The sequence below is a fragment of the Halovenus anhuiensis genome, assembly GCF_037080055.1.
In the GTDB taxonomy this organism is placed as follows: domain Archaea; phylum Halobacteriota; class Halobacteria; order Halobacteriales; family Haloarculaceae; genus Halovenus.
Genome location: NZ_JBAOJI010000001.1, coordinates 538,824 through 561,909, shown reverse-complemented (window position 1 = coordinate 561,909; position 23,086 = coordinate 538,824). Strand labels below are relative to the sequence as shown.

General features: G+C 62.3%; 21 protein-coding genes and 1 tRNA gene. 13 read left to right on the top strand and 9 right to left on the bottom strand.

Annotated features, from left to right (window positions below):
- Window positions 1-88 precede the first annotated feature (88 nt).
- Window positions 89-1,417 carry a sodium-dependent transporter gene (locus V8P86_RS02880; RefSeq protein ID WP_336325735.1) on the top strand — a complete coding sequence of 443 codons (1,329 nt, stop codon included), beginning with the start codon at window positions 89-91 and terminating at the stop codon, window positions 1,415-1,417.
- 18 nt (window positions 1,418-1,435) lie between these two features.
- Here V8P86_RS02880 and V8P86_RS02875 read toward each other — a convergent pair whose 3' ends face one another.
- Entirely contained in the window at window positions 1,436-2,341 is a 906-nt protein-coding gene (locus V8P86_RS02875; protein WP_336325734.1) for an NAD-dependent epimerase/dehydratase family protein, read from the bottom strand.
- Between the two features lie 261 nt (window positions 2,342-2,602).
- Between V8P86_RS02875 and V8P86_RS02870 the strand changes: the two genes are divergently transcribed.
- The 4 genes from V8P86_RS02870 to V8P86_RS02855 all read left to right on the top strand — a co-directional run bounded on the left by V8P86_RS02870 (window position 2,603) and on the right by V8P86_RS02855 (window position 7,558).
- Window positions 2,603-3,673 carry a BMP family lipoprotein gene (locus V8P86_RS02870; RefSeq protein WP_336325733.1) on the top strand — a complete coding sequence of 357 codons (1,071 nt, stop codon included), beginning with the start codon at window positions 2,603-2,605 and terminating at the stop codon, window positions 3,671-3,673.
- An 86-nt stretch (window positions 3,674-3,759) separates the two neighbouring features.
- On the top strand, window positions 3,760-5,304 hold the full coding sequence (locus V8P86_RS02865) for an ABC transporter ATP-binding protein (RefSeq protein ID WP_336325732.1): 1,545 nt from the start codon (window positions 3,760-3,762) through the stop codon (window positions 5,302-5,304).
- Window positions 5,301-6,491 carry an ABC transporter permease gene (locus V8P86_RS02860; RefSeq protein ID WP_336325731.1) on the top strand — a complete coding sequence of 397 codons (1,191 nt, stop codon included), beginning with the start codon at window positions 5,301-5,303 and terminating at the stop codon, window positions 6,489-6,491. The genes V8P86_RS02865 and V8P86_RS02860 overlap by 4 nt, the downstream gene beginning before the upstream one ends.
- A complete protein-coding gene (locus V8P86_RS02855) occupies window positions 6,488-7,558 on the top strand; it encodes an ABC transporter permease (RefSeq protein WP_336325730.1) in 1,071 nt (356 codons plus the stop codon). Before V8P86_RS02860 ends, V8P86_RS02855 begins: the two co-directional genes overlap by 4 nt.
- 323 nt (window positions 7,559-7,881) lie before the next feature.
- Here the strand turns inward: V8P86_RS02855 and V8P86_RS02850 are convergent, their stop codons facing one another.
- The 6 genes from V8P86_RS02850 to V8P86_RS02825 form a co-directional block, all read right to left on the bottom strand.
- Window positions 7,882-9,282, bottom strand: a complete 1,401-nt coding sequence (locus tag V8P86_RS02850) for an ATP-binding protein (protein WP_336325729.1) — start codon at window positions 9,280-9,282, stop codon at window positions 7,882-7,884.
- 694 nt (window positions 9,283-9,976) lie between these two features.
- Window positions 9,977-10,050, bottom strand: a tRNA-Phe gene (locus V8P86_RS02845).
- A gap of 159 nt (window positions 10,051-10,209) precedes the next feature.
- Complete coding sequence (locus V8P86_RS02840) at window positions 10,210-10,524, bottom strand: hypothetical protein (protein ID WP_336325728.1); 315 nt, start codon at window positions 10,522-10,524, stop codon at window positions 10,210-10,212.
- A 128-nt stretch (window positions 10,525-10,652) separates the two neighbouring features.
- Window positions 10,653-11,423: a creatininase family protein gene (locus V8P86_RS02835; protein WP_336325727.1), complete on the bottom strand. Its 771-nt coding sequence runs from the start codon at window positions 11,421-11,423 to the stop codon at window positions 10,653-10,655.
- Between the two features lie 48 nt (window positions 11,424-11,471).
- Complete coding sequence (locus V8P86_RS02830) at window positions 11,472-13,064, bottom strand: succinic semialdehyde dehydrogenase (RefSeq protein WP_336325726.1); 1,593 nt, start codon at window positions 13,062-13,064, stop codon at window positions 11,472-11,474.
- 26 nt (window positions 13,065-13,090) lie between these two features.
- Window positions 13,091-15,562 (bottom strand): DEAD/DEAH box helicase, encoded by a 2,472-nt coding sequence (locus V8P86_RS02825; protein WP_336325725.1) that lies wholly within the window; start codon window positions 15,560-15,562, stop codon window positions 13,091-13,093.
- 127 nt (window positions 15,563-15,689) lie between these two features.
- Between V8P86_RS02825 and V8P86_RS02820 the strand changes: the two genes are divergently transcribed.
- The 7 genes from V8P86_RS02820 (at window position 15,690) to V8P86_RS02790 (ending at window position 20,588) form a co-directional block, all read left to right on the top strand.
- Window positions 15,690-16,058 carry a hypothetical protein gene (locus V8P86_RS02820; RefSeq protein ID WP_336325724.1) on the top strand — a complete coding sequence of 123 codons (369 nt, stop codon included), beginning with the start codon at window positions 15,690-15,692 and terminating at the stop codon, window positions 16,056-16,058.
- Window positions 16,055-16,624, top strand: coding sequence for a hypothetical protein (locus V8P86_RS02815; protein ID WP_336325723.1), 570 nt, complete (start codon window positions 16,055-16,057; stop codon window positions 16,622-16,624). Before V8P86_RS02820 ends, V8P86_RS02815 begins: the two co-directional genes overlap by 4 nt.
- Before the next feature lie 117 nt (window positions 16,625-16,741).
- Complete coding sequence (locus V8P86_RS02810; RefSeq protein WP_336325722.1) at window positions 16,742-17,536, top strand: enoyl-CoA hydratase/isomerase family protein; 795 nt, start codon at window positions 16,742-16,744, stop codon at window positions 17,534-17,536.
- 1 nt (window position 17,537) lies between these two features.
- Entirely contained in the window at window positions 17,538-18,425 is an 888-nt protein-coding gene (locus tag V8P86_RS02805; RefSeq protein ID WP_336325721.1) for a beta-keto acid cleavage family enzyme, read from the top strand.
- Entirely contained in the window at window positions 18,426-19,241 is an 816-nt protein-coding gene (locus V8P86_RS02800; protein ID WP_336325720.1) for an SDR family oxidoreductase, read from the top strand. It begins immediately after the preceding gene.
- A 46-nt stretch (window positions 19,242-19,287) separates the two neighbouring features.
- Window positions 19,288-19,929, top strand: coding sequence for a uracil-DNA glycosylase family protein (locus V8P86_RS02795; RefSeq protein WP_336325719.1), 642 nt, complete (start codon window positions 19,288-19,290; stop codon window positions 19,927-19,929).
- Window positions 19,930-19,931: 2 nt separating this feature from the next.
- A complete protein-coding gene (locus tag V8P86_RS02790; RefSeq protein ID WP_336325718.1) occupies window positions 19,932-20,588 on the top strand; it encodes a Pr6Pr family membrane protein in 657 nt (218 codons plus the stop codon).
- Here the strand turns inward: V8P86_RS02790 and V8P86_RS02785 are convergent.
- Window positions 20,585-22,141 (bottom strand): MATE family efflux transporter, encoded by a 1,557-nt coding sequence (locus V8P86_RS02785; protein ID WP_336325717.1) that lies wholly within the window; start codon window positions 22,139-22,141, stop codon window positions 20,585-20,587. The two genes, V8P86_RS02790 and V8P86_RS02785, sit on opposite strands and share 4 nt — an antisense overlap.
- Window positions 22,142-22,232: 91 nt before the next feature.
- Between V8P86_RS02785 and V8P86_RS02780 the strand changes: the two genes are divergently transcribed.
- Complete coding sequence (locus V8P86_RS02780) at window positions 22,233-22,706, top strand: pyruvoyl-dependent arginine decarboxylase (RefSeq protein WP_336325716.1); 474 nt, start codon at window positions 22,233-22,235, stop codon at window positions 22,704-22,706.
- On the opposite strand, the gene V8P86_RS02775 is transcribed toward V8P86_RS02780, so the two are convergent.
- Complete coding sequence (locus V8P86_RS02775) at window positions 22,707-23,024, bottom strand: ASCH domain-containing protein (protein WP_336325715.1); 318 nt, start codon at window positions 23,022-23,024, stop codon at window positions 22,707-22,709.
- Between the last annotated feature and the right edge of the window lie 62 nt (window positions 23,025-23,086).

Sequence of the window (23,086 nt, the reverse complement as noted above, 5' to 3'; positions counted from 1 at the left end):
CAGCAGATCACCGTTCAGGTTCGGTACACGTTCCCAGATCCACTCTTTTTGAGTAATGTATTTGTGTCAGGGTAGTTCAGCCACGGACATGGTCAAACGTGAGACGTGGGCGACGCGTATTGGATTCATCCTCGCGGCGGTCGGGAGCGCAGTCGGGTTGGGGAACATCTGGCGGTTCCCCTTCATCACCGCCGAATCTGGCGGCGCTGCTTTCGTCCTGGTGTATCTGTTGCTCGTCGTCTTCATCGGGTTGCCGGTGATGCTCGTCGAGTTCGTCGTCGGCCGGGAATCGAAACAGAACGTCGTCGATGCGTTCCCGACGATCGGACAGGGGGCCTGGAAGTTTATCGGCGTCATCGGAGCGTTCACGGGGTTCGTGATTCTCTCGTACTACAGCGTCGTCGGCGGCTGGGTGATCCGGTACATCATTGGAAGCCTGACCGGCGCGTACACCGGTGACGCGCCCGCATACTTCGGCGAGATTTCGACCGGGATGGACGCTGTCGCCTTCGATCTGCTCTTCGTCGTGCTCGTGGCCGCTATCGTTGCCTTCGGGGTGCGCGATGGGCTCGAACGCGCGGCCAAAGTCATGATCCCGAGCGTCGTCGGACTGATGATTCTCCTTGCGATCTACGGCGCGACGCTCTCGGGCGCTGGCGCGGGCTACGAATACTATCTCTCGCCCAATCTCGATACGCTGGCCAGCGACGCGATTTCCATCCTGCCAGCAGCGGCGGGACAGGCGTTTTTCACCCTCTCGCTGGGGATGGGGATCATGATCACCTACGGTTCGTATCTTGACGAAGACCGGAGCCTGCTCAGAGATAGTCTCGTCATCGTCGTCGTGGATACGTTCATCGCTATCCTCGCGGGACTGGTCGTCTTCCCGATTCTGTTCGCACGGGGCGTCGACCCTGGTACGGGTGGGATCGGCACGACGTTCGTCGGGCTGGCCGGTGCATTCGCGGGGCTGCCCGCCGGCGAGTTCGTCGGTGCCGTCTTCTTCGTGATGCTTCTGCTGGCGGCGCTGACGAGCGCGTTCAGCATCCTCGAAGTGATTGTCTCCTTCGTCATCGATACCTTCGGTATCCGCCGGGAGTACGCCACCGCTGGCTCGGCGGCGCTCATCTTCGTCGTCGGCATCCCGACGGCACTGGATCTCGATTATCTCACGGTCTACGATGCGATTGCGAACAACGTTCTGTTGATCCTCGGCGGTCTCTTGCTCGCTATCTTTGCCGGTTGGGTCTACTCCGAAGGTGCAGTACGGGAACTGCGCAAGGGGCTGGGCGGCGACGGCACGCTGCCGACTGTCTGGATCTGGGTCCTCCGGATTCCGGTCATCGCCGTGCTGCTGTACGTCCTTATACAGAACGGCGTCGACGTGATCGAGACAATTCAGGAGACGCTGCTGTAGCGGATGCCGGCTCGCGAGTCACAGCCAGTCCGGCCCGGTGGCGTCGGCCTCGGGAGTCGTAGAGGTGTACTCGGGCCGCCAATCGAGTAGCTCGGCGGCCTTCGCGTTCGAGAGCGCGGCCTGTTTCCCCTCCAGCGCACACTCCTCGGGGAGCGTGCCACACACCGCCTCGACGATCTCCGCTGTCGGCTGTCCGAGGTAGTTCTCGTCGGCCACACAGAGGACGGTTTCGTGTCCAGCGTGATCGGTTGCGAGTGCGGCCTCGACCATCCGGGCAACGTCGCGTACGTCGACGTACGAGCCGAAGTTTCTGCCGGCGGCGTCGGCCGAGAGGTCCGTGTCGTCACGGTGTGGCCGTTGTCTCGTCCTGTCGGGACCGAAGATCGTCGCCGGGCGGATCGTCGTCACCGAGATCCCGTCCCGCCGCACGACCGTCTGGGCGATCTCCTCGCCACAGACCTTCGAGAGTCCGTAGATATCCTCGGGACGACGCTCGTGGGCTTCGTCGATTGGCAGGTACGCCGGCGTCCACGTCGATTCGGCGAACAGCGCGCCGTAGGCCGCTTGCGAGGAGGTCCAAACGACATCAATCCCGGAACGACCGGCGGCGGTCAACACGTTGTACGTACTCGCAATGTTGTTGTCGAAGACGTAGCCATCAGGATTACAGACCGGGTCCGAGACCGCGGCGAGGTGGACGACTGCATCGGGATCGACCTCGTCGACGGTCTCCCGGGCTAACCCCCTGTCCGTCAGATCGACCGCCCAGAACTCGGCGTTTGGGCGGGTCCCGTCGGGCCGGTCGAGATCGACCCCGACGACACGGGTCCCGTTGTCGGCCAGTCGATCAACGACCCATCGGCCAACTCCCCCGAGCGACCCCGTCACGAGCACGGTCTCGTATTCGTATTCAAACTTTGTCATGTTTCTCTCGCCCGTCTGATACTCCCCGGCGATGCGTCAAAATAGTGTGGGTTGTTCACATGCGCATCGGGTTGGTTGGCACCTCCGCATTACAGCCGTTTCGTGACGTACGAACTGGCCGGGGCGAACAGAGTGAACACGTGTACAGCAGTTCCAGAGCTCAAGCCACGAGGCGACGGCATTGTGTAAAATTTAGGTGCGATTGACAGTATCATCTGTTGAGAAGGCAACTTATAAGAGATTACGATTGCAGTTTTTCGTATGCCCACACGTCGAGACGTACTGAAAGCAAGCGGTGTTGGCGTGACGATCAGTGTCGCCGGGTGTTCGACCCAGAGCCGCGACAGTGAAGATGCGGAATACCATATTGCGATGGTGTACGCGCTTGGTGGGACCGGTGACGAGTCGTTCAGCGACGCGGCCAACGCCGGACTCAACGAAGCGGCCGAGATGTACGATATCGCTTTCGAGGACGCTGGCCCGCAAAATAACGGGGAGTTCGACGATTTCCAGACGCAGTTTGCCCGGTCGGAGAATCCGGATTACGACCTCATTATCTGTCTGGGATTCGAGCAGGTGCCACCGCTTGCGGGGAGCGAGGATGCGGAAGGGAACGCCGACGAGTTCCCGGACCAGAACTGGGCCCTACTCGACGCGACGGTCGACAAGTCGAACGTCGAGAGCTGGGTGTACGCGGCCAACGAGGGTGCCTACGTCGCCGGAGAAGCCGCTGCGACGCTCTCCTCTCAGGAGTTCGCTGCCGGTGCTGGCTCGACGGATCCCTCGGAGAAGACGCTCGGATTCATCGGCGGCATCGAGGTTCCGCCGGTCCAGACGTTCGAGGCCGGGTTCGAGGCCGGCATGAAAAGCGTCGACGAAGAGTTCGAGCTGTTGACAGCGTACGTTGGCGGCTTCTCCAACCCTGGCGATGTCGAGGAAACCGCCCGGTCGATGATCGATGACGGGGCTGACGTACTCCTGCACGGGGCAGGCGCTGGCGGGTCTGGAATGTTCCAGGCCTGTCAGGACCGTGGCGTATTCGCCTTCGGTGCCGACGCTCGCCAGTCAGAGACGGCCTCAGATTTCTCCGACGTGATTCTTGGCAGTATCATCAAAGGCGTCGACCAGAGTGTCATCGACGCGGTCGAACGCGTCGTCAACGGCGAGTTCGAGGGTGGAGAGACCTTCGAACTCGGTGCCGGTCAGGGTGGGTTCGAGGTCCCCTGGGGTGTCGAAATCGGCGACGAGATTCCACAAGAGGTTAAAGACCAAGCCGATAACACCACTCAGGAAATTGCCGACGGTAACATCGACGTTCCGGATCTGCCCTGAACGCGTCAGTTGCTGCCGGCCGACCACAACCGCCGTGCCTGAGTAACCATGTACGACAGCTTCGCTGTACCCGAGAGACTCCTGGTATGAGCACTGCAATCCATCTCGAAAATATCACGAAGCGGTTCCCCGGTGGCGTCCTCGCGAACGACGACATCGATATCGAAGTCGAGCACGGGTCGGTCCACGCGCTGCTCGGCGAGAATGGCGCGGGGAAAACCACGCTGATGAACGTCCTGTACGGGCTCTACGAGCCGACAGCAGGGACAGTTCATATCGACGGCAACGCAGTCGACTTCGCGACACCACAGGATGCTATCGAACGCGGTGTCGGGATGATCCACCAGCACTTCACCCTCGTCGATCCGATGACCGTTCTCGAAAACATCGCACTCGGCTGGGAGCCGGTCAAACACGGGGGACTCAGCGTCGACGACGATGCCGTCGAAGCTGACATCCGTGAACTGAGTGCCCGCTACGACTTTGGACTCGAAGACGATATTCACACGCCCGTCGAGCGGCTGAGTGTCGGCCAACAACAGCGCGTCGAGATTCTCAAGACGCTCTACCGTGGCGCCGACTTCTTCATTTTTGACGAACCGACGTCGGTGCTCACGCCACAGGAAGCCGACCAGTTGTTCGAGGTGTTCGACGAACTCACGGCTCAGGGCAAGACGATCATCTTCATCACCCACAAACTCGGCGAGGCACTCACCGCCGCCGACGAGATTACCGTCCTCCGAGACGGACAGACGGTCGGAACAGTCGACGCCGACGAGGCGACGAAAAACGGCCTCGCCAGGCGGATGGTCGGCCGTGACGTGCTCCTCAGCGTCGACAAACAACCAGCCGACCCCGGCGAGGTCGAGCTTTCGGTCTCGAATCTCTTCGTCGAGAACGATCAGGACGTGACGGCCGTCGACGGTGTCGACCTCAGTGTTCGACAAGGCGAGATATTCGGCATCGCGGGCGTCGACGGCAACGGACAGTTAGAACTGATCGAGGCGATCACCGGTCTCCGCGACCCATCGGAGGGGAGTGTCAGCTTCCAGGGGACGGACATCTCCGACCGCTCACGGCGGGAACGCATCGAGATGGGGATGTCGTACATCCCCGGTGAGCGCCAGGAACGCGCACTCGTTTTGGAGTTCGATCTGATCAAAAACACCGTGCTCGGCAACCAGTACGCCGACCGGTTCCGCGACGGGCGACAACTCGACTGGAGTGCCGTCCGCGAACACACCGAGGAGATAATCGAAACGTACGACGTTCGTCCGCCGGACCCGACGGCTACGGCGAAGTCGCTCTCCGGCGGGAACCAGCAGAAGTTCGTCGTCGGACGGGAGTTCCTTCGTGATCCGTCACTTGTGGTCGCAGCCCATCCGACACGAGGTGTCGATGTCGGCAGCATGGAGTTCATTCACGACCAGATTCTCCAGATGCGCGAGCAGGGTGTCGCCACGCTGCTGGTGTCGGCCTCGCTCGACGAGGTGATGAACCTCTCGGACCGTATCGGCGTGCTCTACGACGGGTCGTTCGTCGATGTCGTCGACCCGGGCTCGGTGACCAAAGAACAACTCGGCCTCCTCATGGCTGGCCAACAACTCGAAACACAGGCTCCAGAACAATGAGTGACGATTCCAACTGGCTCGAACGGCTGTTTGCGGGGTTAGTTCGTCTCTCCGCCAGCGAACGACTGCTGGTGAGTCTCGGTGCGATCATCGTCGCAACTGGCGTCGGAATGGTTGTCATCCTCGCAGCGGGCTACACCGCGACGTGTGAGACGCCGGTGTTGTTCATCTTCGGCGTCGAGTTCTGTTACAATCCAGTCGAGGTGTATCGCGTTCTGTTCAGCGGTGCCTTCGGGAACAGTTTCGGGCGCGCGACCACCTTACAGTGGACGACGCTGCTTCTGTTCACGGGCCTGAGCTTCGCGATTCCGTACAAAGCCGGGCTGTTCAATATCGGCGGGCAGGGACAGTTCGTCCTCGGCTCACTCGGGTCCGCCGTTGCGGTCGTGTGGGTTGCGGGACTCGTTCCGAGTGGCACGACGGGCCGGTTCGTTCTCATTCCGGTGGGGCTTTTCGCGGGCGCACTCGTCGGTGGGGCCTACGGCCTGATACCGGCATATCTCAAGGTCCGCTTCGAGATGAACGAAGTCATCACGACGCTTCTGTTGAACTTCATCGCTACTGCGGTGGCGTTCGTCTTCGTCGACCGCTACTTCGACGACAGTACCGTCCAGGGGACACAGACGCCGGCACTTCCCCAGGAAGCGACCTTCGAGCCGTGGCTGTTCCCGAGCAGCGCCAACTTCTCGATATTCGTCTTCGTGTTCGGCGTGGTCGTGCTCGTCGGTTTCTACTGGCTGCTCGCGCGCAGTCGCATCGGTTACGACATTCAGGCGCTGGGCACCCAGCCGAAAGCGGCAGTGTTCGGCGGCGTGAACGAACGGCGCACGACACTGTTTTCGATGGCGATGGCTGGCATCGTGGCCGGCCTCGGAGGTGCGTTGTTCGTGATGATGGTGATCGGACGGTGGCAAACTGGCGCCCCACCAGTCGGCTTCGACGGGATTGCTGTCTCCATTCTCGCCGGCAACAGTCCAGCCGGATTGTTGCCCGCAGGTCTCCTGTTCGGGGCCCTTCAGAGTGGGGGACAAGTCGTGCAACTCCAGACGGGCATTCCCGGTGAACTCGTCGGCGTACTGCGCGGGCTGGTCATCCTGCTGGTCGCGACACCGGAACTGTTCCGCGCGCTCGGTCGGCGACTGGACCGGCGTGGCGTCATCGACATCAACGAGGGTGAGACAGAATGAACCAAACACTCCGACGGGGCGGTAAGTGGCTGCTCGCGGGCCTTGGACTACTCGCTGCGCTCGTGCTCGCGAGTGTGGTGCTCCCGGACGAATCGACCAGTGGACAGGTACTCGACGCACTGCTCGACACAGGATACGCGAGCGCAGTGCTCCGGGTGGCAGTGCCGGTGGCGTTCGCTGCGATGGGCGGCATCTTCGCCGAGAAGACGGGCATCATCAACATCGGAATCGAGGGCTTCCTCATCCTCTCGGCGCTGAGTAGTATCGTCGCTGTCGTGCGCTTTACCGAGGCCGGCGTCTCGCCGCGGATGGCGCTGTGGCTGGGCTTTGTGGTCGGTATCCTCGTGAGTGTCGGCGCTGCCGCTGCCTTCGCCGTCTTCGTCATCCGCTACCAATCGAATCAGGTGATCGCCGGTCTCGCCGTCTGGCTGGTGGCACTCGGTGCCGCCCCCTTCGCCTCGCTCGTGCTCTACGAGAGCGTCAACAGCCCCTCGGTCGGCACGTTCGGGACCTGGGAGATTCCGCTCCTGTCCGAGATTCCCGCCGTCGGACCCGTCCTGTTCGACGCCTCGCCGATGGTGTATCTGATGCTCATCAGTGCCCCGATCTGTTGGTACACGCTGCGCTCGACACGGCTCGGACGGTACATCCGTGCCGCTGGAGAGAACCCACGTGCGCTGGACACGGCTGGTGTGAGTGTTAGCCGGACGCGCTATATCGGGGTCTTACTCTCCGGCGTCCTCTGTGGCATCGGCGGTGCCGGGTTCACGCTGGGCCAACTCGGTCGCTTCGTCGGCGCTGGCGAGACGAGTATCGGTGGCCGCGGCTTCCTCGGCATCGTGGCCTATCTCTTCGGCAACTACAACCCGATTTACTCTGTCGGCGGCGCGTTGTTGTTCGGGAGTTTCGACGCACTCCAGTTCCGCCTCCAGCAGATCAGCGCGCTCGACGTTCCACGACCCATCTTCCGCATTCTCCCCTTCGTCATCGTCATCCTCGTGTTGATGTTCGTCAAGCGAACCCGGATTCCGGCCGCGCTCGGCGAACACTACGACGACGAAGAGTGACCGGAGACGCTTTCGACGACAGTTCTCGGACTCGTGCGCCACGCCCAGAGATGCTCGCCGCACTCGTCTGGTTTTATCGAGACCTCGGTAGGCGAGTGGCGGAGCCGCAAGCCCACGGCTCACGAGGAAACCCGACGAAGTAAAAAGTGGTATGCCGGCTCCCGGATTGTGAACTACGCCTGAGAACCTGCTCGCTACGCTCGCAGACCCTCAATCTAGTTCAAATCCGTCTGTCGTCGCATTCTGGATTCTGACGGTTCGCTTCGCTCACCGGTCAGAATCACAGAAGTGCCGCCTCCCGGATTGTGAACCGTCTTCGTGCTTCACTCAGAATCGCCATTCGGGACGATGTCGCTGGGTACGAACAGCGACACATCGTCGCGGTCCGCAGCTACCTGTTGCAGGTCATCGGAGAACCCCGACCGACAGAAACAGCAGTAGTGTTCCTCGCGCTCGGTTCCACCGGATGGCGTCCACTGCACCTGCGACACACTCCGCTCGAGATCGGCTAGATCGCCTTCGGTCATCTCTCTGGTGGTGTACTTGCATTCGCCCGCGACGAGCATTCCGTCACTTGCGAGGCCGACGACATCGATTTCGTGGTGCTTGTGCCACCAGTATCCGATCTTCTGGTACGTTTTGGGAATTAGTGTCGGGAGCGCGTTCTGACAGACCCGCTCGAACATCGTCCCCATGTAGTCGGTAAACGTCGGCTCGACGGCCTGCTCGTACGCGTCATCTCCAAGTTGGACGAGTTCGCCCTGCTGACCGTACACGTACCGGAACCAGAACCGGAACAGTGGTTCTTTCAGCCGATATCGACTCTTCCGTGTCGAATTGGGGTCTGCGGTCACAGGAATATCCCGTTCGATGAGTCGGAGCCGCCGGAGTTTCGAGAGATACGAGCCGAGTGCGTTGGAGTCGACACCGGCGAAGCCAGCAATTTCGTTGGCGGCTCGCTTTCCGGTCGCAATTGCCCGGAGAATGGTGTAGTACGTCTGTGGTTCCCGAATCCCGAACTCCGTCCGCAACAGGAACTCGGGTTCGTTGTGGAGGACACCGTGTTCCGAGAGGATCTGTGACTGGACGTTTTCGGCCAGCGAGTGAGTCGGGTCGAGCGCCTGGAGATAGTACGGCGTGCCGCCGAAGACACTCCAGGTCTGAATGACTGTATCCGGGTCGTCACTGGGATAAAACTGCCGGGCGTCCGCGAGGGCCAGCGGCGGCAGATCGATCGTTGCTGTTCGTCGGCCGTACAGTGGACTCCCGCCGCTGAGAACCTTGTCTTCCATGATGCTGATCGACGAGCCGACGAGCACAAGCGTCGTACCCGTCTCCTCGAGATGCGTATCCCAGACACGCTGTATCTTCGAGGGGAGCGTGTCGTCGGATTCGACGAGGTACGGGAACTCGTCGAGAACGACCACCGCGTCTTCTCGACCCAGTGCCCGGAGCAAGGCTTCCCAGTCGCGCTGAATGTCTTCCAGTACGGGAAACGTCTCGCTGGCAGTGCCGACAAAGTTCTCGAGCTGTGCGGCTGCGGTCTCCTCGGTCGCCTGCCAGTAGATGGCATCTGTACGATCCTGAACTGCCTCACGAACGAGCGCGCTCTTTCCGAGCCGCCGTCGACCGTAGACGACGAACAGTTCTGCGGTGTCGCTCTCGAACCGCGACTCCAGCAGTCCGAGTTCGTCCCCGCGGTTGACGAAACGCTGGGTGGCCATACAGCTGGTTTCGGCTCGACAACAATTATGATTCCGATTATCTAAATCGTAATTTTACTATTCTCGATTTTACTATTGCCTCCGGAATTGTGAATCTCGCCGAGACGGTCGCCTCGCTTCGCTCGGCGCTGCGACTCGTCTGCGTTATTGAGAGCATCTGTGCGAACACCAGCGAGCGCGGTTCACTCGGCGTGAGCGGTGCGAGGCCGAACGAGGTGAGGCCTCGATAGCGAACGGTGAAGTCGTGAACAGAGAGTGGTCGCTTGCGGCGACCCGACGAAGTAAAAAGTGCTGAAATGTCGCCTCCCGGATTGTGACCTACGCCTGAGAACCTGCTCGCTACGCTCGCAGACCCTCAGCCTAGTTCAAATCCGCTCGGGAGCATTTTCACTGCTCACAGTTCAGTCGCTACGCTCCTTCACGTTGTTCGCAGGAAAATGCCGCCTCCCGGATTGTGAACCACCGGAAGACTTCGCTGCGCTCGTCTTCCGAGCCCCCGCTCCCTTCGCTCGCGGGGACGGGGACAGTTCGATCCACACTCAAATGTAGCATACCGCGACGAGCGAAGCGAGTCGCGGTTTCACCGGACGTGACCGCAGGGAGCGTCCGGCCGTTTTTCCCCTAGTTTTTGCGACTGAGCGGTTCCCGCAGCGAACGAAGTGAGCGAGGAAACCCGAGGGAGTAAAAAGAGGTATGCCGCCTCCCGGATTTGAACCGGGGACAGCTCGATCTTCAGTCGAGTGCTCTCCCAGTCTGAGCTAAGGCGGCTGGCAACAGAATCGATGGTGGTCGTAGAAAAAAGCATTACGATACCCGTCGCCGCGCCTTGGCCCACTTCTCAGTCCACCTCGTGGCACACCTCTCCAACAGAGCCGTCTGCAAGCCTGCTGGACGACAGTTTCGCTCGATCACGCGATCATCTGCGAGTCAGTCACTATCACTGCGGCCCTGGTCCGGAACGGCTTCGGCTGCATCCAGATGTGTGTCTATCTGACTGGGCTGCAGCCGAGGGTGGCGTCGTAACAGCCCAGCGCAGCGCCGGCACAGCAGATAGCCCGTCTGATTCAGTGTGTTGCAGTCTTCGCAGAGATACAGCGCCGACCTGCCGTCCCACTGTGAGAGCACCCCGGTCGACACTGCCCCCTCTTCGAGGCGCTCGAACGCCCCGAGGTGTTTCTGTCGCCGCGTCTGTGGGCGGCTCAGGAAGGCGGCGACACGCTCAGCGAACTTTTCACGCCACATCTGCACCAGCTTAGTAATTACCAGCAAAAAGCCCTACGCGGCTGTGCTTTTTTGTCTCGATTCTCTGGCTGTCGTCGGTCGGATCGGTGAACCGGCCGACCGTTCGACTCCTGTGCCCGGATCGGAACTCAGACGTGCGGCTCGGGCATCAGGTCCTCGAATGGCTGTTCGTCGAGCCACTTACACAGCCGCACCAACTGCGCCGACGCTTGCTCGAACATCTCCGCGCCCTTCTCGGCAGTCGCGTCGGTCTGATCGCCGAGGACGCCGTTGCCCGTGTTGTCGGCCGCGTCGTAGAACGTCATCGAGCCGAATTTCTCGGTCCCTGCTTCCTCGACGCTCGCCACGCCGCCGTCGCGGGCGTTTTCCAGTTCGCCGTCGTGGACCAGTTCGGGCCGGAGATGCTGAATCATCGCCGTCTCCTTCGGGCCGCCGTGGGGGCCGTTCTGCTCGAAGAGGTCGTCGACCAGTTCGGGGATGCTGTCGTTCCACATCCACTCGATAGCGTAGATGACCCCGTCGTCGCGCAGTCGCCGACCGACTTCGCGGAGGTGGTCGACGTTGCCGCCGTGGGCGTTGACGAAGATCACGCGGTCGATGCCGTGGTAGGCGAGATTCCGCGTGAAGGATTCGACGTAGTCGCGGAAGACCGGAGCGTCGACCCACATCGTCCCGTGGAACTGCTTGTGATGCGGGCTGACGCCGATGTTGATCGTCGGCGTGCAGAGATAGCCTGTCCGGTCGGCGACTTCCCGGGCGAAATTCTCCGCGATGATGTGATCGGTCCCCTCCGGGAGGTGTGGACCGTGCTGTTCGGTCGAGCCAAGCGGCACGAGCGCGAGCGATTCCTCGTCGAAATAAGTGCCGAGGTCTGGCCACGTCTCGTCGGCGAGATACATACCACAGAGGAAGGAAGCCGGCTCAATAACTCTCCCGACTTCCGGAGCCTACCGCCGCAACTGATTGAGACGGCGCTGGATGTTCGAGACGGCCGAGAAGCCCTTGGCGAAGAGTTCGTCCGGGACGCCCGGGATGGGTCCGAGCGGGCCGACTGCCGAGGTGGCGATTGTCTTCGGTTCGGTGTAGCGTTTGAGCCCCTCGGGTCCGTGCCGGCGGCCAATTCCGGACTCTTTGACGCCGCCCATCGGCGCGTCGTAGGAGGCCCAGCCGACGAGGAAGGGATCGTTGATACAGACCGTTCCCGACTCGATTTCCCGAGCGATTTCCTTCGCGCGCTCGCGGTCACCCGACCAGACGCTCGCGTTGAGGCCGTGATCGGAGTCGTTGGCCTTCTCGATTGCCTCCTCGGCAGAGCTGACCGACTCGACGACAGCCAGTGGGCCGAACGTCTCTTCGCAGGCGGGCAAGGATGTGGCCGGCACGTCGGTCAGGATCGTCGGCTCGTAGAAGTACGGGCCGATCTCCGAGCGAGCGTTGCCGCCGGTGTGGACCGTCGCCCCGGATTCGACGGCGTCGGCGACGTGTGACTGAACGCGTTCGAGTTGGTCGCTGTCGATCAACGAGCCAACGTCGGCGTCGAACTCGAAGTCAGCGCCGAGTTCGAGACTCTCCGTCTGAGAGACAAACTCGTCGAGGAAGTCGTCGTAAATATCTTCGTGGACGTAGATTCGTTCGTTCGCGAGGCAAAGCTGGCCGGCGTTGGTGAACGAGCCCTGGACTGCGCCGCGGGCGGCCTCCTCCACATCGGCGTCGTCGAGGATGATCATCGGATTCTTGCCGCTCAGTTCGAGCGAGCAGTCGATGAGGTTGCGGCCGGCCTGCTCGGCGACGATCTTGCCGGTTTCCGAGCTTCCTGTGAACGTCAGATAATCCACGCGCTCGATGATCGCCGAGCCGACAGTCGGCCCGTCGCCGGTGACAATCGTCACGACGCCCTCGGGGAGGCCGGCTTCTTCGAGCAGTTCGGCCAGTCGGAGCGCGGTAAAGGGCGTCTTCTCGTCAGGTTTCAGTACGACGCCGTTGCCAGCCAACAGCGCGGGAATCGCGTCCGCAAAGGAGAGGACGAGGGGGTAGTTCCACGGTGAGATGATCCCGACGACGCCTTTGGAATCGTACTGGACCTCCGCACTGGTCGCGAAGGGAATGCCACTCGCACGGGATTCAGTCGCGAGGATACCCGGCCCCTTGTCAGCGTAATAATCGGCGTTCTGTGGTACGTCGATGGTCTCTTCGAGGGCGTGTGCGCGGGATTTTCCAGTCTCCAGTTGGAGGAGATCGAGCAGTTCTTTCCGGTTGTCGGCGGCGAGATTCGCGAATTTCGTGAGTACTTCTGCCCGTTCGTCGACGCTGAACTCACGCCACTCTTTGGCCGCCTCGCGGGTCTGCTCGACTGCCTGCCCGACGTCGTCCTCGCCGAGTTCGGGAATCTCACCGATCTCTTCGCTGTGTGCCGGCGCGGTGACGGGAAGCGTCAAGTCGTAGTCGGTCCCCGACGGACCGATGCGGTTCGACAGCGCGTACAACCGTCGCTTGTTCCACGCTGTCTCCGCGAGAACTGAATCTGGTACTGCCTGAGCCATGTCCCATCGTTCGGTCGGACGACACCTTAGTGTTCGGGGGAGTACGAACTCGCGACGACTTCCCGAACCCGCTCGGCTGTCACCGGCCCGACGCCCTCGACATCGAGCAGGTCCTCCTCCTCGGCGGTCATGACGGCCTCGACGCTTCCGAGTTCTTCGAGCAGCGCCCGCGCGGTGACGGGGCCGACTTCGGCAATCGAGGCGACGACGTACTCCTGCTGTTCCGGCAGCGTTCGGGACTGTTTCTCGCCGTGGACGCTGACCTCCCGGCCCTCCTCGTCCTGCTCGCGGCTGGCGATTACTTCGAGCAGATCTGCCGTTTCTTCCTCGCCCTCGGTCTGCATGATGCTCGCGCCGAAGTCCACAGTCAGCGACGCGAGCGCGCCGTGGATCGCCTTCGGGTGGATGCTGCGCTCGCCGTAGAGATCACCGCCCTCGATGATCACCACCGGGCGACCGTAGTTGCGCGCCGCGTCGCCGACCTGCTCGAACATCGACCGGTCGCCGCCGGTCAGCGTGTCGAGGAAGTCCTCGACGGTCTTCCGCTCGACGACGACGCGATCCGAGAGGACGTAGTCTCCGACGGCGAGCGTTTCGAGTCGCGTTTCGATTCCCTCTCGCGTCGAGAGATCCCGCGCAATCGTCGAGTCGAGTTCACGCTGGTCCGCGACGATTTCGACCGTCTCGTCGTCACCTGCTGCCTCGGCGACGATTCCCTCGTCGTCTTCACCCGCGGACTTCTCTGGCGCTTCAGGCTCGTCATCACCTTCGCCGTCTGACGACTCGGCATCGCTCCCGTCCTTGGCGAACGAGTGCAACCCGGTCTGTCCGTCATCTGCGGCCTCTGCATCGTCCCCGGCGCTCTCCGCTGACTCACTGTTGCTCTCGTCGTCGGTCTCACCCCCTTCGGCTTCGATCTCGTCGAGTCCGACCTGTTCACCGAGTGCAGATTCGATCTCTCCGACCGCACTCTTCAGCGCCCGGAGTTCCTTTTTCATCTGCTTTTGATCCTGCCGAGCCTTCCAGAAGTAGGCCTCGTCGCGGGTGTCCTCGGCGAGCAACACCGTCACCGCGCCCTCGGTTTGGCGGCCGGTTCGGCCCTTCCGCTGGATGGCCCGAATCGCCGTCGGCACTGGCTCGTAGAAGAGGACAAGATCGACCTCCGGCACGTCGAGTCCCTCCTCAGCGACGGAGGTGGAGACGAGTACCTCGAACTCGCCGGCGCGGAACCGGTCGAGGGTGTCCTGCTGTTCGTTCTGGGTCATCCCGTCGCTCCCGTCCGTATCGGACTGGCCGACGAAGCGTTCAGCAGTAAAGTGATCGTCCAGAAAGTCGGTGAGTGCTTCGGCGGTGTCGCGCGATTCAGTGAAGACGATGACGCGCTCGCCGTCGTTGATCCCCAGCGTCTCGGCGATGAGCATCCGCGCACGCCTGAATTTCGGGTGGAGATCGTCGTACTCCTCGGACTTGCGGATGGCCATCTTGATGTTCGGATCGGAGACCATCCGCTGGTCGGCCTTCGAGGCCCCAGAAGAGCGGGCGGCCTCCTGCTGGCGGTCCATGTACCGCCGGAAGGACTCGACACTCTGTGTCTCGATGTAGGTCATCGCCGTCCGGAGTTTTCGGACTTCGGCGAGATAGCTCATCCCTTCGTAGCCCGCGGAGTCGTCGCCGTCCATCAACTGCTGGAGCCGACCCTGGATCTTCTGGATCTCCCGCTCTGAGACATCGGGCGCCGTCTTGCCCGTCACCCCGAGATCCTTCAGTTCGACCAGCCGATCCTTGATCACTTCCTGGACTAGATCACGGATTTCGGTGATCTCGTGGGGGAGTTCGAGCCGTTCCCAATTGACCGTCGTCTCGTGAGTGTACTCCGACACGTCGGCGTCGGACTCGGTCATCACCTCGACGTTGTAGACCCCGAGATTCGAACAGATCTCCAAAATTGCCTCCTCGTCGTCGCCCGGCGAGGCGCTCATCGCCGTGACGAGGGGGTTTTCGGCGTCTTCGTGGTAGCGCTCGGCGATGTAGTTGTAGGCGTAGTCACCGGTCGCGCGGTGACACTCGTCGAAGGTGCAGTGGGTGACCGCCGCCAGTGAGATTCGATTCCCGACCAGATCGTTCTCGACGACCTGCGGGGTGGCGATGATGATCCGGGCATCCTCCCACAACTCCGCGCGGTCGTCCGGGCGCACGTCGCCGGTGAAGACGACGATTTCGTCGTCGGGAATCTCCAGGCCCTCGCGGTAGAACTCGGCGTGCTGGGAAACCAGCGGCTTCGTCGGCGCGAGCAGGAGGGATTTCCCGCCGACCGAGGAGAGCCGATCCGCCGTGACAAGCAGCGAGACGGCCGTCTTTCCGAGACCGGTCGGCAGACAGACGAGGCTATGTTCCTCCGCTGCCCGGTCGGCGAGGGTGGTCTGATAGGCTCGCTGTTCGAGCAACCCCTTCGTGACGAGCGGGCGCTCGATGGTCTCGCTGGCGTCAGTCGCTGCCATTCGTACTCGATTTGCAGAGCGGCGGGGTTAAGCGTTCGCGTACCTCGGTGAAAGTGGAATAGCTGTGTGCAAGATTTGCGCATCTGTCGCAACGATTATTGTCCTGTGTGCAGAATATGCACACGAAATGAGTGCGAGTGACGATCCCCGCCGCGTCCACTTCCAGTCCCCGGAGTATCTCGTCGAGCGCCTCGACGCGATAGCTGATCTGTTCGACAAAGACCGGACGGACCTCCTCGTCGAAGCAATCCGACAGTATCTGGAGGAGACGGCTGACAGCGAAACGTTTCAGGAGTTAGTTGCGACGAAGTATTACGACGACCAACTTGACTTCGAGATGGTCAAGCAACTCGTCGGTGTCGAAACCGCCCAGCGGCTCCGGTTACTCAAATCTGATCTCGACGACGACCCCCTCGATCTGGCGGCTCCCGAGAAGACCGATCTCTATGGCGGCGACGCAACGACGGCAGATTCCGATAGCGCCGACGAGCAATGAGCGGCTATCGTCTGCGCTCGGCCGTTGCCGACACGAGCGCGCTCGTCAGTTTGGCGGTTCCGCGTGCTGACCCCGAGTACGGTACCGACAGGTGTCCCGACCCGCTCCAGTATCTCCTCACCTCTTGTACAGTGTCTGTTCCACCCGAAGTGCTCGACGAACTCCGAGAACTCAGCCAGTATCGAGGCATCCACGGTGCTGCCGCGAACAACGTCCTCGCGGCGAGCGATCACTACGAGATCACGGATCCCTACGAGCGAACCGACACGCCAGAAACCCGCCCGACGTTTGGACTCGACGACGGCGAGACCGACGGGATCGTACTTGCGAACGCGATCGATGCTGACGGGTTTCTGACCGACGAGTTCGGTGGCACGAACTTTCCACTCGTACACGCAGTGCTAGAGGGGCCGCGGATCGTCCCTACCCCACGATTCATCTGCGATTTTGCGCGGAACGAGCACACGACCAAGGAGGCGGCACGAACGCTATTGGAGACGATTGGCTCGAACCGAAGTTGGGAGAACAGTCCTTACGTTGCGAAGTTGCGGGACCGACTGGAGTGACTTTGCGCGACAGACGGACCGATATTTTACATTCACTGCCCCAGAATAGCATTCGTATGCTATGCGGACGCACAACAGTGGGGGTACCGCCGTCGACGAAACTCCGGGGGATCGACGATGACTGAGCAACTCTCGAACGACGACCTCGCGGTGACGGTCAGCGACGACGGACTCGTCGTCAGGGCGACCATCGACCGCCCGGACCAGCGCAACGCGCTGGGTGAGAACGTCATACTTGGGTTGCACGACGTACTCGACGCCGCCGACGAGGGCGAACAGCGCGTCGTCGTGATTCGCGGCGCGGAGGGCACCTTCTGCTCCGGCGGGGACATGACCGAGTTCCCCATCGGCCAGGGAACCCAGGCCTACCGCGACAACTTCGGCGCGCTCGCGGGACTGATCGAGAAGATGCACGCGACGGACGCGCTCACCGTCGCCGCCGTCGAGGGCTACTGTCTCGCTGGCGGCCTCGGACTGGCCAGCGCCTGCGAGTTCGTCATCGCCAGCGCTGACGCCGAGTTCGGCACACCTGAGGTCGAGGTTGGCCTCTTCCCGGCACAGGCGATGGCTCCAATCGCCCGCGCGGGCAGCGAGAAGGCGGTACTCGATCTGCTCTTTACCGGCAAGCGAGTCGACGCCGAGCGAGCGAAGGAAATCGGTCTCGTGACCGACGTGGTTCCGGCTGCGGACTTTGAGGAGGAACTGGACGACCTCGTGGATACGCTCGCGGCGAACTCGCCCGTCCTGATCGCGATGGGCAAGGAGGCGTACTACGAGCAGCGTGACATGGGCTTCGGGGAGGCGCTCGCCTACCTGAAGGAAATAATCACGCTGATCGCGATGAGCGACGAAACCGAGGAGGGGATCAACGCCTTCCTGACCGACAGCGAACCTGACTGGAGGGGTCGCTAGGATGTCCATCTACGAGCGACAGGAATCCACGAAAGGTAACGATCCGGAGACGGTCGTCATTTCGGCGGCGCTGACTGGCGCGCTGACGACCCGCGACCAGTGCGAGGCGATTCCGTACACGCCCGAGGAAATCGCCGAGGAGGCCGCCGCGGCGCGAGAGGCCGGCGCTGCCGTCGCGCACATCCACGCCCGCACGCCCGAAGGGTCGCCCACCTTCGAGACGGAGACCTACCAGGAAATCTACGACGAAGTCCGCGAGCGGACCGATATCGTCATCAACTTCTCGACCGGCGCGGTCGGAACGCCCGTCGAGGACCGACTGGCGTACGTCGAGGAAGTCCAGCCAGAGATGGCCGCGCTCAATATGGGCTCGATGAACTACGCGAAATACTCCGAGAAACGGGAGGACTTCGTTTTCGATATGGTCTTCGACAACCCGTTCTCGGAGATCACGACCCTCTTGGAGGGGATGAACGAGGCCGGCGTTACGCCCGAGTTGGAGTGTTTCGACACCGGCCATATCGGAAACACTCGCCCGCTGCTGCAGGATGGCGTCCTCGACCGACCGTTCCACGTCAGCCTCATCATGGGCGTGCTCGGCGGGATTCCGGCAACCGTCGAGAATCTGGCTCATCAGGTCCGCCAACTGCCCGACGACTCGACGTGGCAGGTGATCGGAATCAGCCGCGATCAGTGGCCGCTCGTGAATGCGGCGCTGGCGATGGGCGGCAACGTCCGTGTGGGACTGGAGGACAACTTCTACCTCCCGAGTGGCGAGATGGCCGAGAGCAACGCCGACCTCGTTGGGGCGGCGGCAGAGATGGCCCGACAGGTCGACCGCGAACCCGCGACGCCAGACGAAGCCCGCGAGATCATGGGGGTCGAGTAGATGACCGAGAACTTCCCCGAGACGCCACCAAGCACCGATATTTTCGCCGAGGATTTACTCGCTGGAGAGACGGCGCTGATCACCGGCGGCGGCACCGGCATCGGCGAACAGATCGCGCTGGCTTTCGCCGACCACGGCGCTGACGTGGCGATCGCCAGTCGCTCGATGGACAATCTCGAACCCACCGCCGAGCAAATCGAGGAGCGCGGCGTCGACGCCTGCGCAACCACGGTCGACATCCGCGAACCGGACCGCGTCGAAGAGATGGTCGACATCGTCGAGGCGGAACTCGGCTCTCTAACTGTTCTCATCAACAACGCCGGGGCGAACTTCCTCACGCCCTCCGAGCATCTTTCGGCTAACGGCTGGCGGTCTGTCGTCGGCACGATCCTCGACGGCACAGCCTACTGCACCTTCGAGGTCGGCGAGCGGATGATCGACCGCGGCGAGGGCGGCGTCATTCTCTCGATGGGCGCGACGAACTCCGTCCGCGGTGCACCCTACTACGCACACTCTGGTGCAGGAAAAGCCGGCGTCCACAATCTGATGCAGTCGGTCGCGGCGGAGTGGGCTCACTTCGGTATCCGCGCCAACACGATTGCGCCCGGCGTCATCAGGACGAAGGGTGTGATGGAGGTGATGGACGAGGCCACTGCCGACCAACTGGTCAAAGAAGATATCGCGGCGGATCGGCTCGGAACGCCAGCAGACTGTGTGCCGATGGCAGTCTTTCTCGGTAGCCCGGCGGCCGCCTACGTCACGGGTTCGTATTTCGTCGTCGACGGCGGGCAATTGCTCTCGCCGGTTCCGGGCTGACATCTCGCTCCGAAATGCCCTTGATGGCTGCCGTCGTACCGCATGTGTGGAATTCATCGCAGATCGGACCCGGAATCCCTTCGATATGGACCCACCCTGTGAGCGGTTCGTGCCCGGATACGGCGTCACCGATGCCGACTTTCACGTTATCGGCGATCATCCCGGCGTCCACGGCGGCCTCGCGACAGACATCCCTTTCACCGATATGCCGTGGTCCGAGCGGTTTTTCGATGCGCTTCTCGACGGCGGTCTCCTGACGGCTGTCGATAACGAGGGTGGCACAGTCGACTCCGCACAGACGTACTTTTCGTATCTCCACATGTGCGAACCGGACAGCCACCCGCCCGCGGCGTCCTCGTACCGCGATCTCGAACCGTATTTCGACGCCGAACTCCGGGCGATTACGGCTCACGTGCTGCTCCCGGTGGGCCGGCGTGCGACCGAACACGTGTTGGCAGCGTACACCGCTATCGACGCCGACCGAGCGGCCGAGATGGACGACCTGCACGCGACGGAGTTACGCGGGTCGGGGTGGCTAATCGTCCCGATTGACGATCCCGAGACGTGGACCGACGATGACGAACAGGCACTGATCGATCGACTCCAGACGCTGCTCGCGTCGGATTACCGGCAAATATCAGATCTCGGTCGCTTCCAGTCCGACAGCAGTCCCTACTTTGTTCGCTAAGCATGGCCGAACTACTCTCACCACGAATCGAGCAGACCGACCGAACGAAACTCCTCGCCGCGACCATCGCACTGCTTGGCTGGTTCGCGCTCGGCGCGTCCCTGCTTCGCTCGCTGGCCTCGACCGGCGGTGTGCAGGATCTCCTGTGGGAACTGCTGGTGTTCAGCGGTTTCTTTACGTTTTGGACGAACACCGCCGTCGCCCTCGCGGTGACGCTTCCGCTTCTGGCCCCCCAATCGAAACCGGGCCGATTCTTCCGCCGAGCAGGCGTCGTCACGGGGGTTGCCGCCAGCATCGCGCTCGTTGCCCTCGTCTACGAACTGTTGCTCCGCAGCGGGTGGGGGTCGCTCGGCATCGATCTCCTGCTCAATCTCCTCCTTCACTACCTGATTCCAATTGCCTTCGTAGGCTACTGGTGGCTCGTCACGCCGAAACGTCACCTCTCGTGGCGGGGGCCAGTGAAGTGGCTGTCCTACCCGGCCGGGTACGCCGCCTTCGTCCTCGTTCGCGGCGAACTCGCGAACACGTATCCGTACCCATTTCTGGATGTCGCCACGTACGGTTATCCGACGGTCCTCGTCTTTGTTGCCGGCATCGGGGCGTTCTTTCTACTTCTGGCGTTCCTGTTCGTCGGACTCGGTCGATTTGCTGAACGTTAACCGTCGGCAACGGCACTGTCGTCCGCAGTGGTGCTGTCGGCCGTCTCGTCGATGTACGCTTCCTTCCACCCGCCGCGAAGCAACCACGGCACCGCGACGGCCGCCCCGAGGATGTTCCCGACGGCCATCCCGACCCAGATGCCGCTCTCGTCCCAGCCGAGGCCGAAGACGAGCAGACAGACCGAGCCGACCCGGCCGACCCACAGCGTGATGATCGAAATGATCATCGCCGTCTTCGTGTTGCCGGCACCCCGGAACGCGCCGAGAATGACCTGCGTAATGCCGATGAAGGCAAATTCGACCGAGCGCGTGCGGACGTACCCGACGCCGCTGGCGACTGTCTCGGGTGCATCGGGCACGTCGCCGAGAAAGACACTTACGATCGGTTCGGTGGCGACAACCGCGACGACGGCGACAAGCAGCATGACGCCAGCGGCCGTCGTGACGGCGAGATAGATCGACTGTGTCGCCCGGTCGGGACGGCTGGCACCGAGATTCTGCCCGACCATCGTGTCGATTGCTCGGCCGAGTCCCATCGCTGGCAGGAAGACCAGCGAGACGATCCGGTTGCCAAGGCCGTAGGCAGCGACGACCGCCGGCGAGAACGTGACGACGATGGCGACCAGCGTGATCTGTGCCAGCGCGTTCATCGAGTTCTCGATCATGCTCGGCACGCCGAGCCTGACGATATCCTCGATGAATTCGAGATTCGGCCGGAGATGGGCGAGTTGGACTGTCGGGCCGACAGCCGTCCCGAAGAGCAGGTAGAGTCCGATCACGCTCGCAGAGCCACGCGCGATGATCGTCGCCAGTGCCGCGCCCTCGATTCCGAGGCCGGTGAACCCGGTCGCCGCGAAGAGAGTGGATTCGACGCCGCCGAGCATGACGAGGTGCAACAGCGGGTTGCCCTGAAAGCCGAAGATCAGGAAGGGATTGAGGAGGATGTTCGCGACGACTGAGAGGACCATCACGTACATCGGCGTCCGGGTGTCGCCGTAGCCGCGCAGGATGGCCGTGAAGACGAAAAAGCCGAACAGGAAGGGGATTCCGACGAAGAAAATCTCCATGTAATCTGCCGCGAGCGGGATGATTCGCTCGCCGGTCTCCTGCGCTGTCGGGAGTAGTTCCAGTCCCGGTCTGGTGAAGATCAGTCCGACGGCAGCGATGACGACCGAGAGGAGGCCGACGAAGGTGACCGTCTGGCCAGCGACCAGTCCTGCCGACCGGTCGCCCTCTGCGCCGGTGTACTGCGCGACGAGAATCGCGCCCGCCGTGGTAAAGCCGGCGGCGACGGAGATCAGCAGGAAGATCAGAGGGAAGGCGAGGCTGATCGCGGCGACAGCGTCGGCCGATAGCCGACCCAGGTACAGCGTGTCGACGACGTTGTAGGTGACTTGCAGTAGCTGGATGACGACGATGGGCCAGGCGAGCTGAAAGAGCGGTCGAAGGAGACTGCCCTCGGTGATCGACTCCCGGCGCTCCGCGGACTCGTCGTCACTCGGGCGCTCGTCGGGCGGAGACTCCTCGTCAGGGTCGGCGGACTCCTCACTCACTACCAGCCCTGTCGGCTGGCGGGGCCCTGAACGTTCTGATTGGCTTTCGCGGATCGCTACGCTGAAACCGCTTGGGGCGTGCAGTTCGTGTATGATCAGGCTCGTCTGGGGAACCGGCCACGCTGCGACCGCCAAGGCCTCTTTCGACACGGCGCTGGCCGACGCCGGTCTCCACCAGTACAATCTCCGAACGCTCTCCTCTGTGATCCCGGCCGGCGCACCGCTGGACCTCGTCGATACCGCGCCGGATCTCGGTCCGACCGGCAACGCTCTCGACGTGGTGCTGGCCCGACAGACGAGTCCACCGGGCGCCCGCGCCTCGGCCGGCCTCGCGTGGGTCCGCGGCGGCGGTGAGGACGATTCGGGCATCTTCTACGAAGTCGCCGATACGGATCCCGAGACGGTCGGCGAACTGCTCCGGGCGGGGATCGAGCGCGGCTGTTACATCCGCGACCTGGATTACGGCGATGTCGAGACGAAAATCGTCACTGCCGATTCGGCTCCAGACCAGTACACGACTGCGGTCGTCGTCGCGACCTACGGCGAAAGCGAACCGCTACTCTGACTATTCGACGCGTTCGACGCGGTGTCGAATCACATCTGCGTTGTCGTCCCACTCGAAGTTCCCGCCGTGGGCCCGGACCATTCGTTGCTTGTACGCTTCGAGATCTTCTGAGCCCTCGCGGCGAGCGTCTTCGTCGGTCATATCGCCCAGTTTGCGTTCGGTCACGTCGACCACCTCGAAGGTATCACCGTCGAGTTCGAAGGTGTCGCCTTCGTCAGCGTACTGCTGGCCGCGGTGGATCTGTGTCATCTTGCCGGCCGCGACGGCTTCGAGGGTCTTCTCGTTCGGAAACAGGGATTCGGGCTCGATTGTTGCCATGCGTGGGGGTTGGACTGCGGACACAAGAAACCATTCTCCGCTAGCAGTCTCGAATTCTGTAT

Excerpts from the sequence above, each read along its gene's own strand:
- V8P86_RS02860 (WP_336325731.1), top strand. The coding sequence starts at position 5,301 with ATGAGTGACGATTCCAACTGGCTCGAACGGCTGTTTGCGGGGTTAGTT.
- V8P86_RS02775 (WP_336325715.1), bottom strand. The coding sequence starts at position 23,024 with ATGGCAACAATCGAGCCCGAATCCCTGTTTCCGAACGAGAAGACCCTC.
- V8P86_RS02870 (WP_336325733.1), top strand. The coding sequence starts at position 2,603 with ATGCCCACACGTCGAGACGTACTGAAAGCAAGCGGTGTTGGCGTGACG.
- V8P86_RS02790 (WP_336325718.1), top strand. The coding sequence starts at position 19,932 with ATGGCCGAACTACTCTCACCACGAATCGAGCAGACCGACCGAACGAAA.
- V8P86_RS02825 (WP_336325725.1), bottom strand. The coding sequence starts at position 15,562 with ATGGCAGCGACTGACGCCAGCGAGACCATCGAGCGCCCGCTCGTCACG.
- V8P86_RS02840 (WP_336325728.1), bottom strand. The coding sequence starts at position 10,524 with ATGTGGCGTGAAAAGTTCGCTGAGCGTGTCGCCGCCTTCCTGAGCCGC.
- V8P86_RS02855 (WP_336325730.1), top strand. The coding sequence starts at position 6,488 with ATGAACCAAACACTCCGACGGGGCGGTAAGTGGCTGCTCGCGGGCCTT.
- V8P86_RS02865 (WP_336325732.1), top strand. The coding sequence starts at position 3,760 with ATGAGCACTGCAATCCATCTCGAAAATATCACGAAGCGGTTCCCCGGT.
- V8P86_RS02830 (WP_336325726.1), bottom strand. The coding sequence starts at position 13,064 with ATGGCTCAGGCAGTACCAGATTCAGTTCTCGCGGAGACAGCGTGGAAC.
- V8P86_RS02880 (WP_336325735.1), top strand. The coding sequence starts at position 89 with ATGGTCAAACGTGAGACGTGGGCGACGCGTATTGGATTCATCCTCGCG.
- V8P86_RS02850 (WP_336325729.1), bottom strand. The coding sequence starts at position 9,282 with ATGGCCACCCAGCGTTTCGTCAACCGCGGGGACGAACTCGGACTGCTG.
- V8P86_RS02800 (WP_336325720.1), top strand. The coding sequence starts at position 18,426 with ATGACCGAGAACTTCCCCGAGACGCCACCAAGCACCGATATTTTCGCC.
- V8P86_RS02875 (WP_336325734.1), bottom strand. The coding sequence starts at position 2,341 with ATGACAAAGTTTGAATACGAATACGAGACCGTGCTCGTGACGGGGTCG.
- V8P86_RS02815 (WP_336325723.1), top strand. The coding sequence starts at position 16,055 with ATGAGCGGCTATCGTCTGCGCTCGGCCGTTGCCGACACGAGCGCGCTC.
- V8P86_RS02810 (WP_336325722.1), top strand. The coding sequence starts at position 16,742 with ATGACTGAGCAACTCTCGAACGACGACCTCGCGGTGACGGTCAGCGAC.
- V8P86_RS02805 (WP_336325721.1), top strand. The coding sequence starts at position 17,538 with ATGTCCATCTACGAGCGACAGGAATCCACGAAAGGTAACGATCCGGAG.
- V8P86_RS02820 (WP_336325724.1), top strand. The coding sequence starts at position 15,690 with ATGAGTGCGAGTGACGATCCCCGCCGCGTCCACTTCCAGTCCCCGGAG.
- V8P86_RS02835 (WP_336325727.1), bottom strand. The coding sequence starts at position 11,423 with ATGTATCTCGCCGACGAGACGTGGCCAGACCTCGGCACTTATTTCGAC.
- V8P86_RS02780 (WP_336325716.1), top strand. The coding sequence starts at position 22,233 with ATGATCAGGCTCGTCTGGGGAACCGGCCACGCTGCGACCGCCAAGGCC.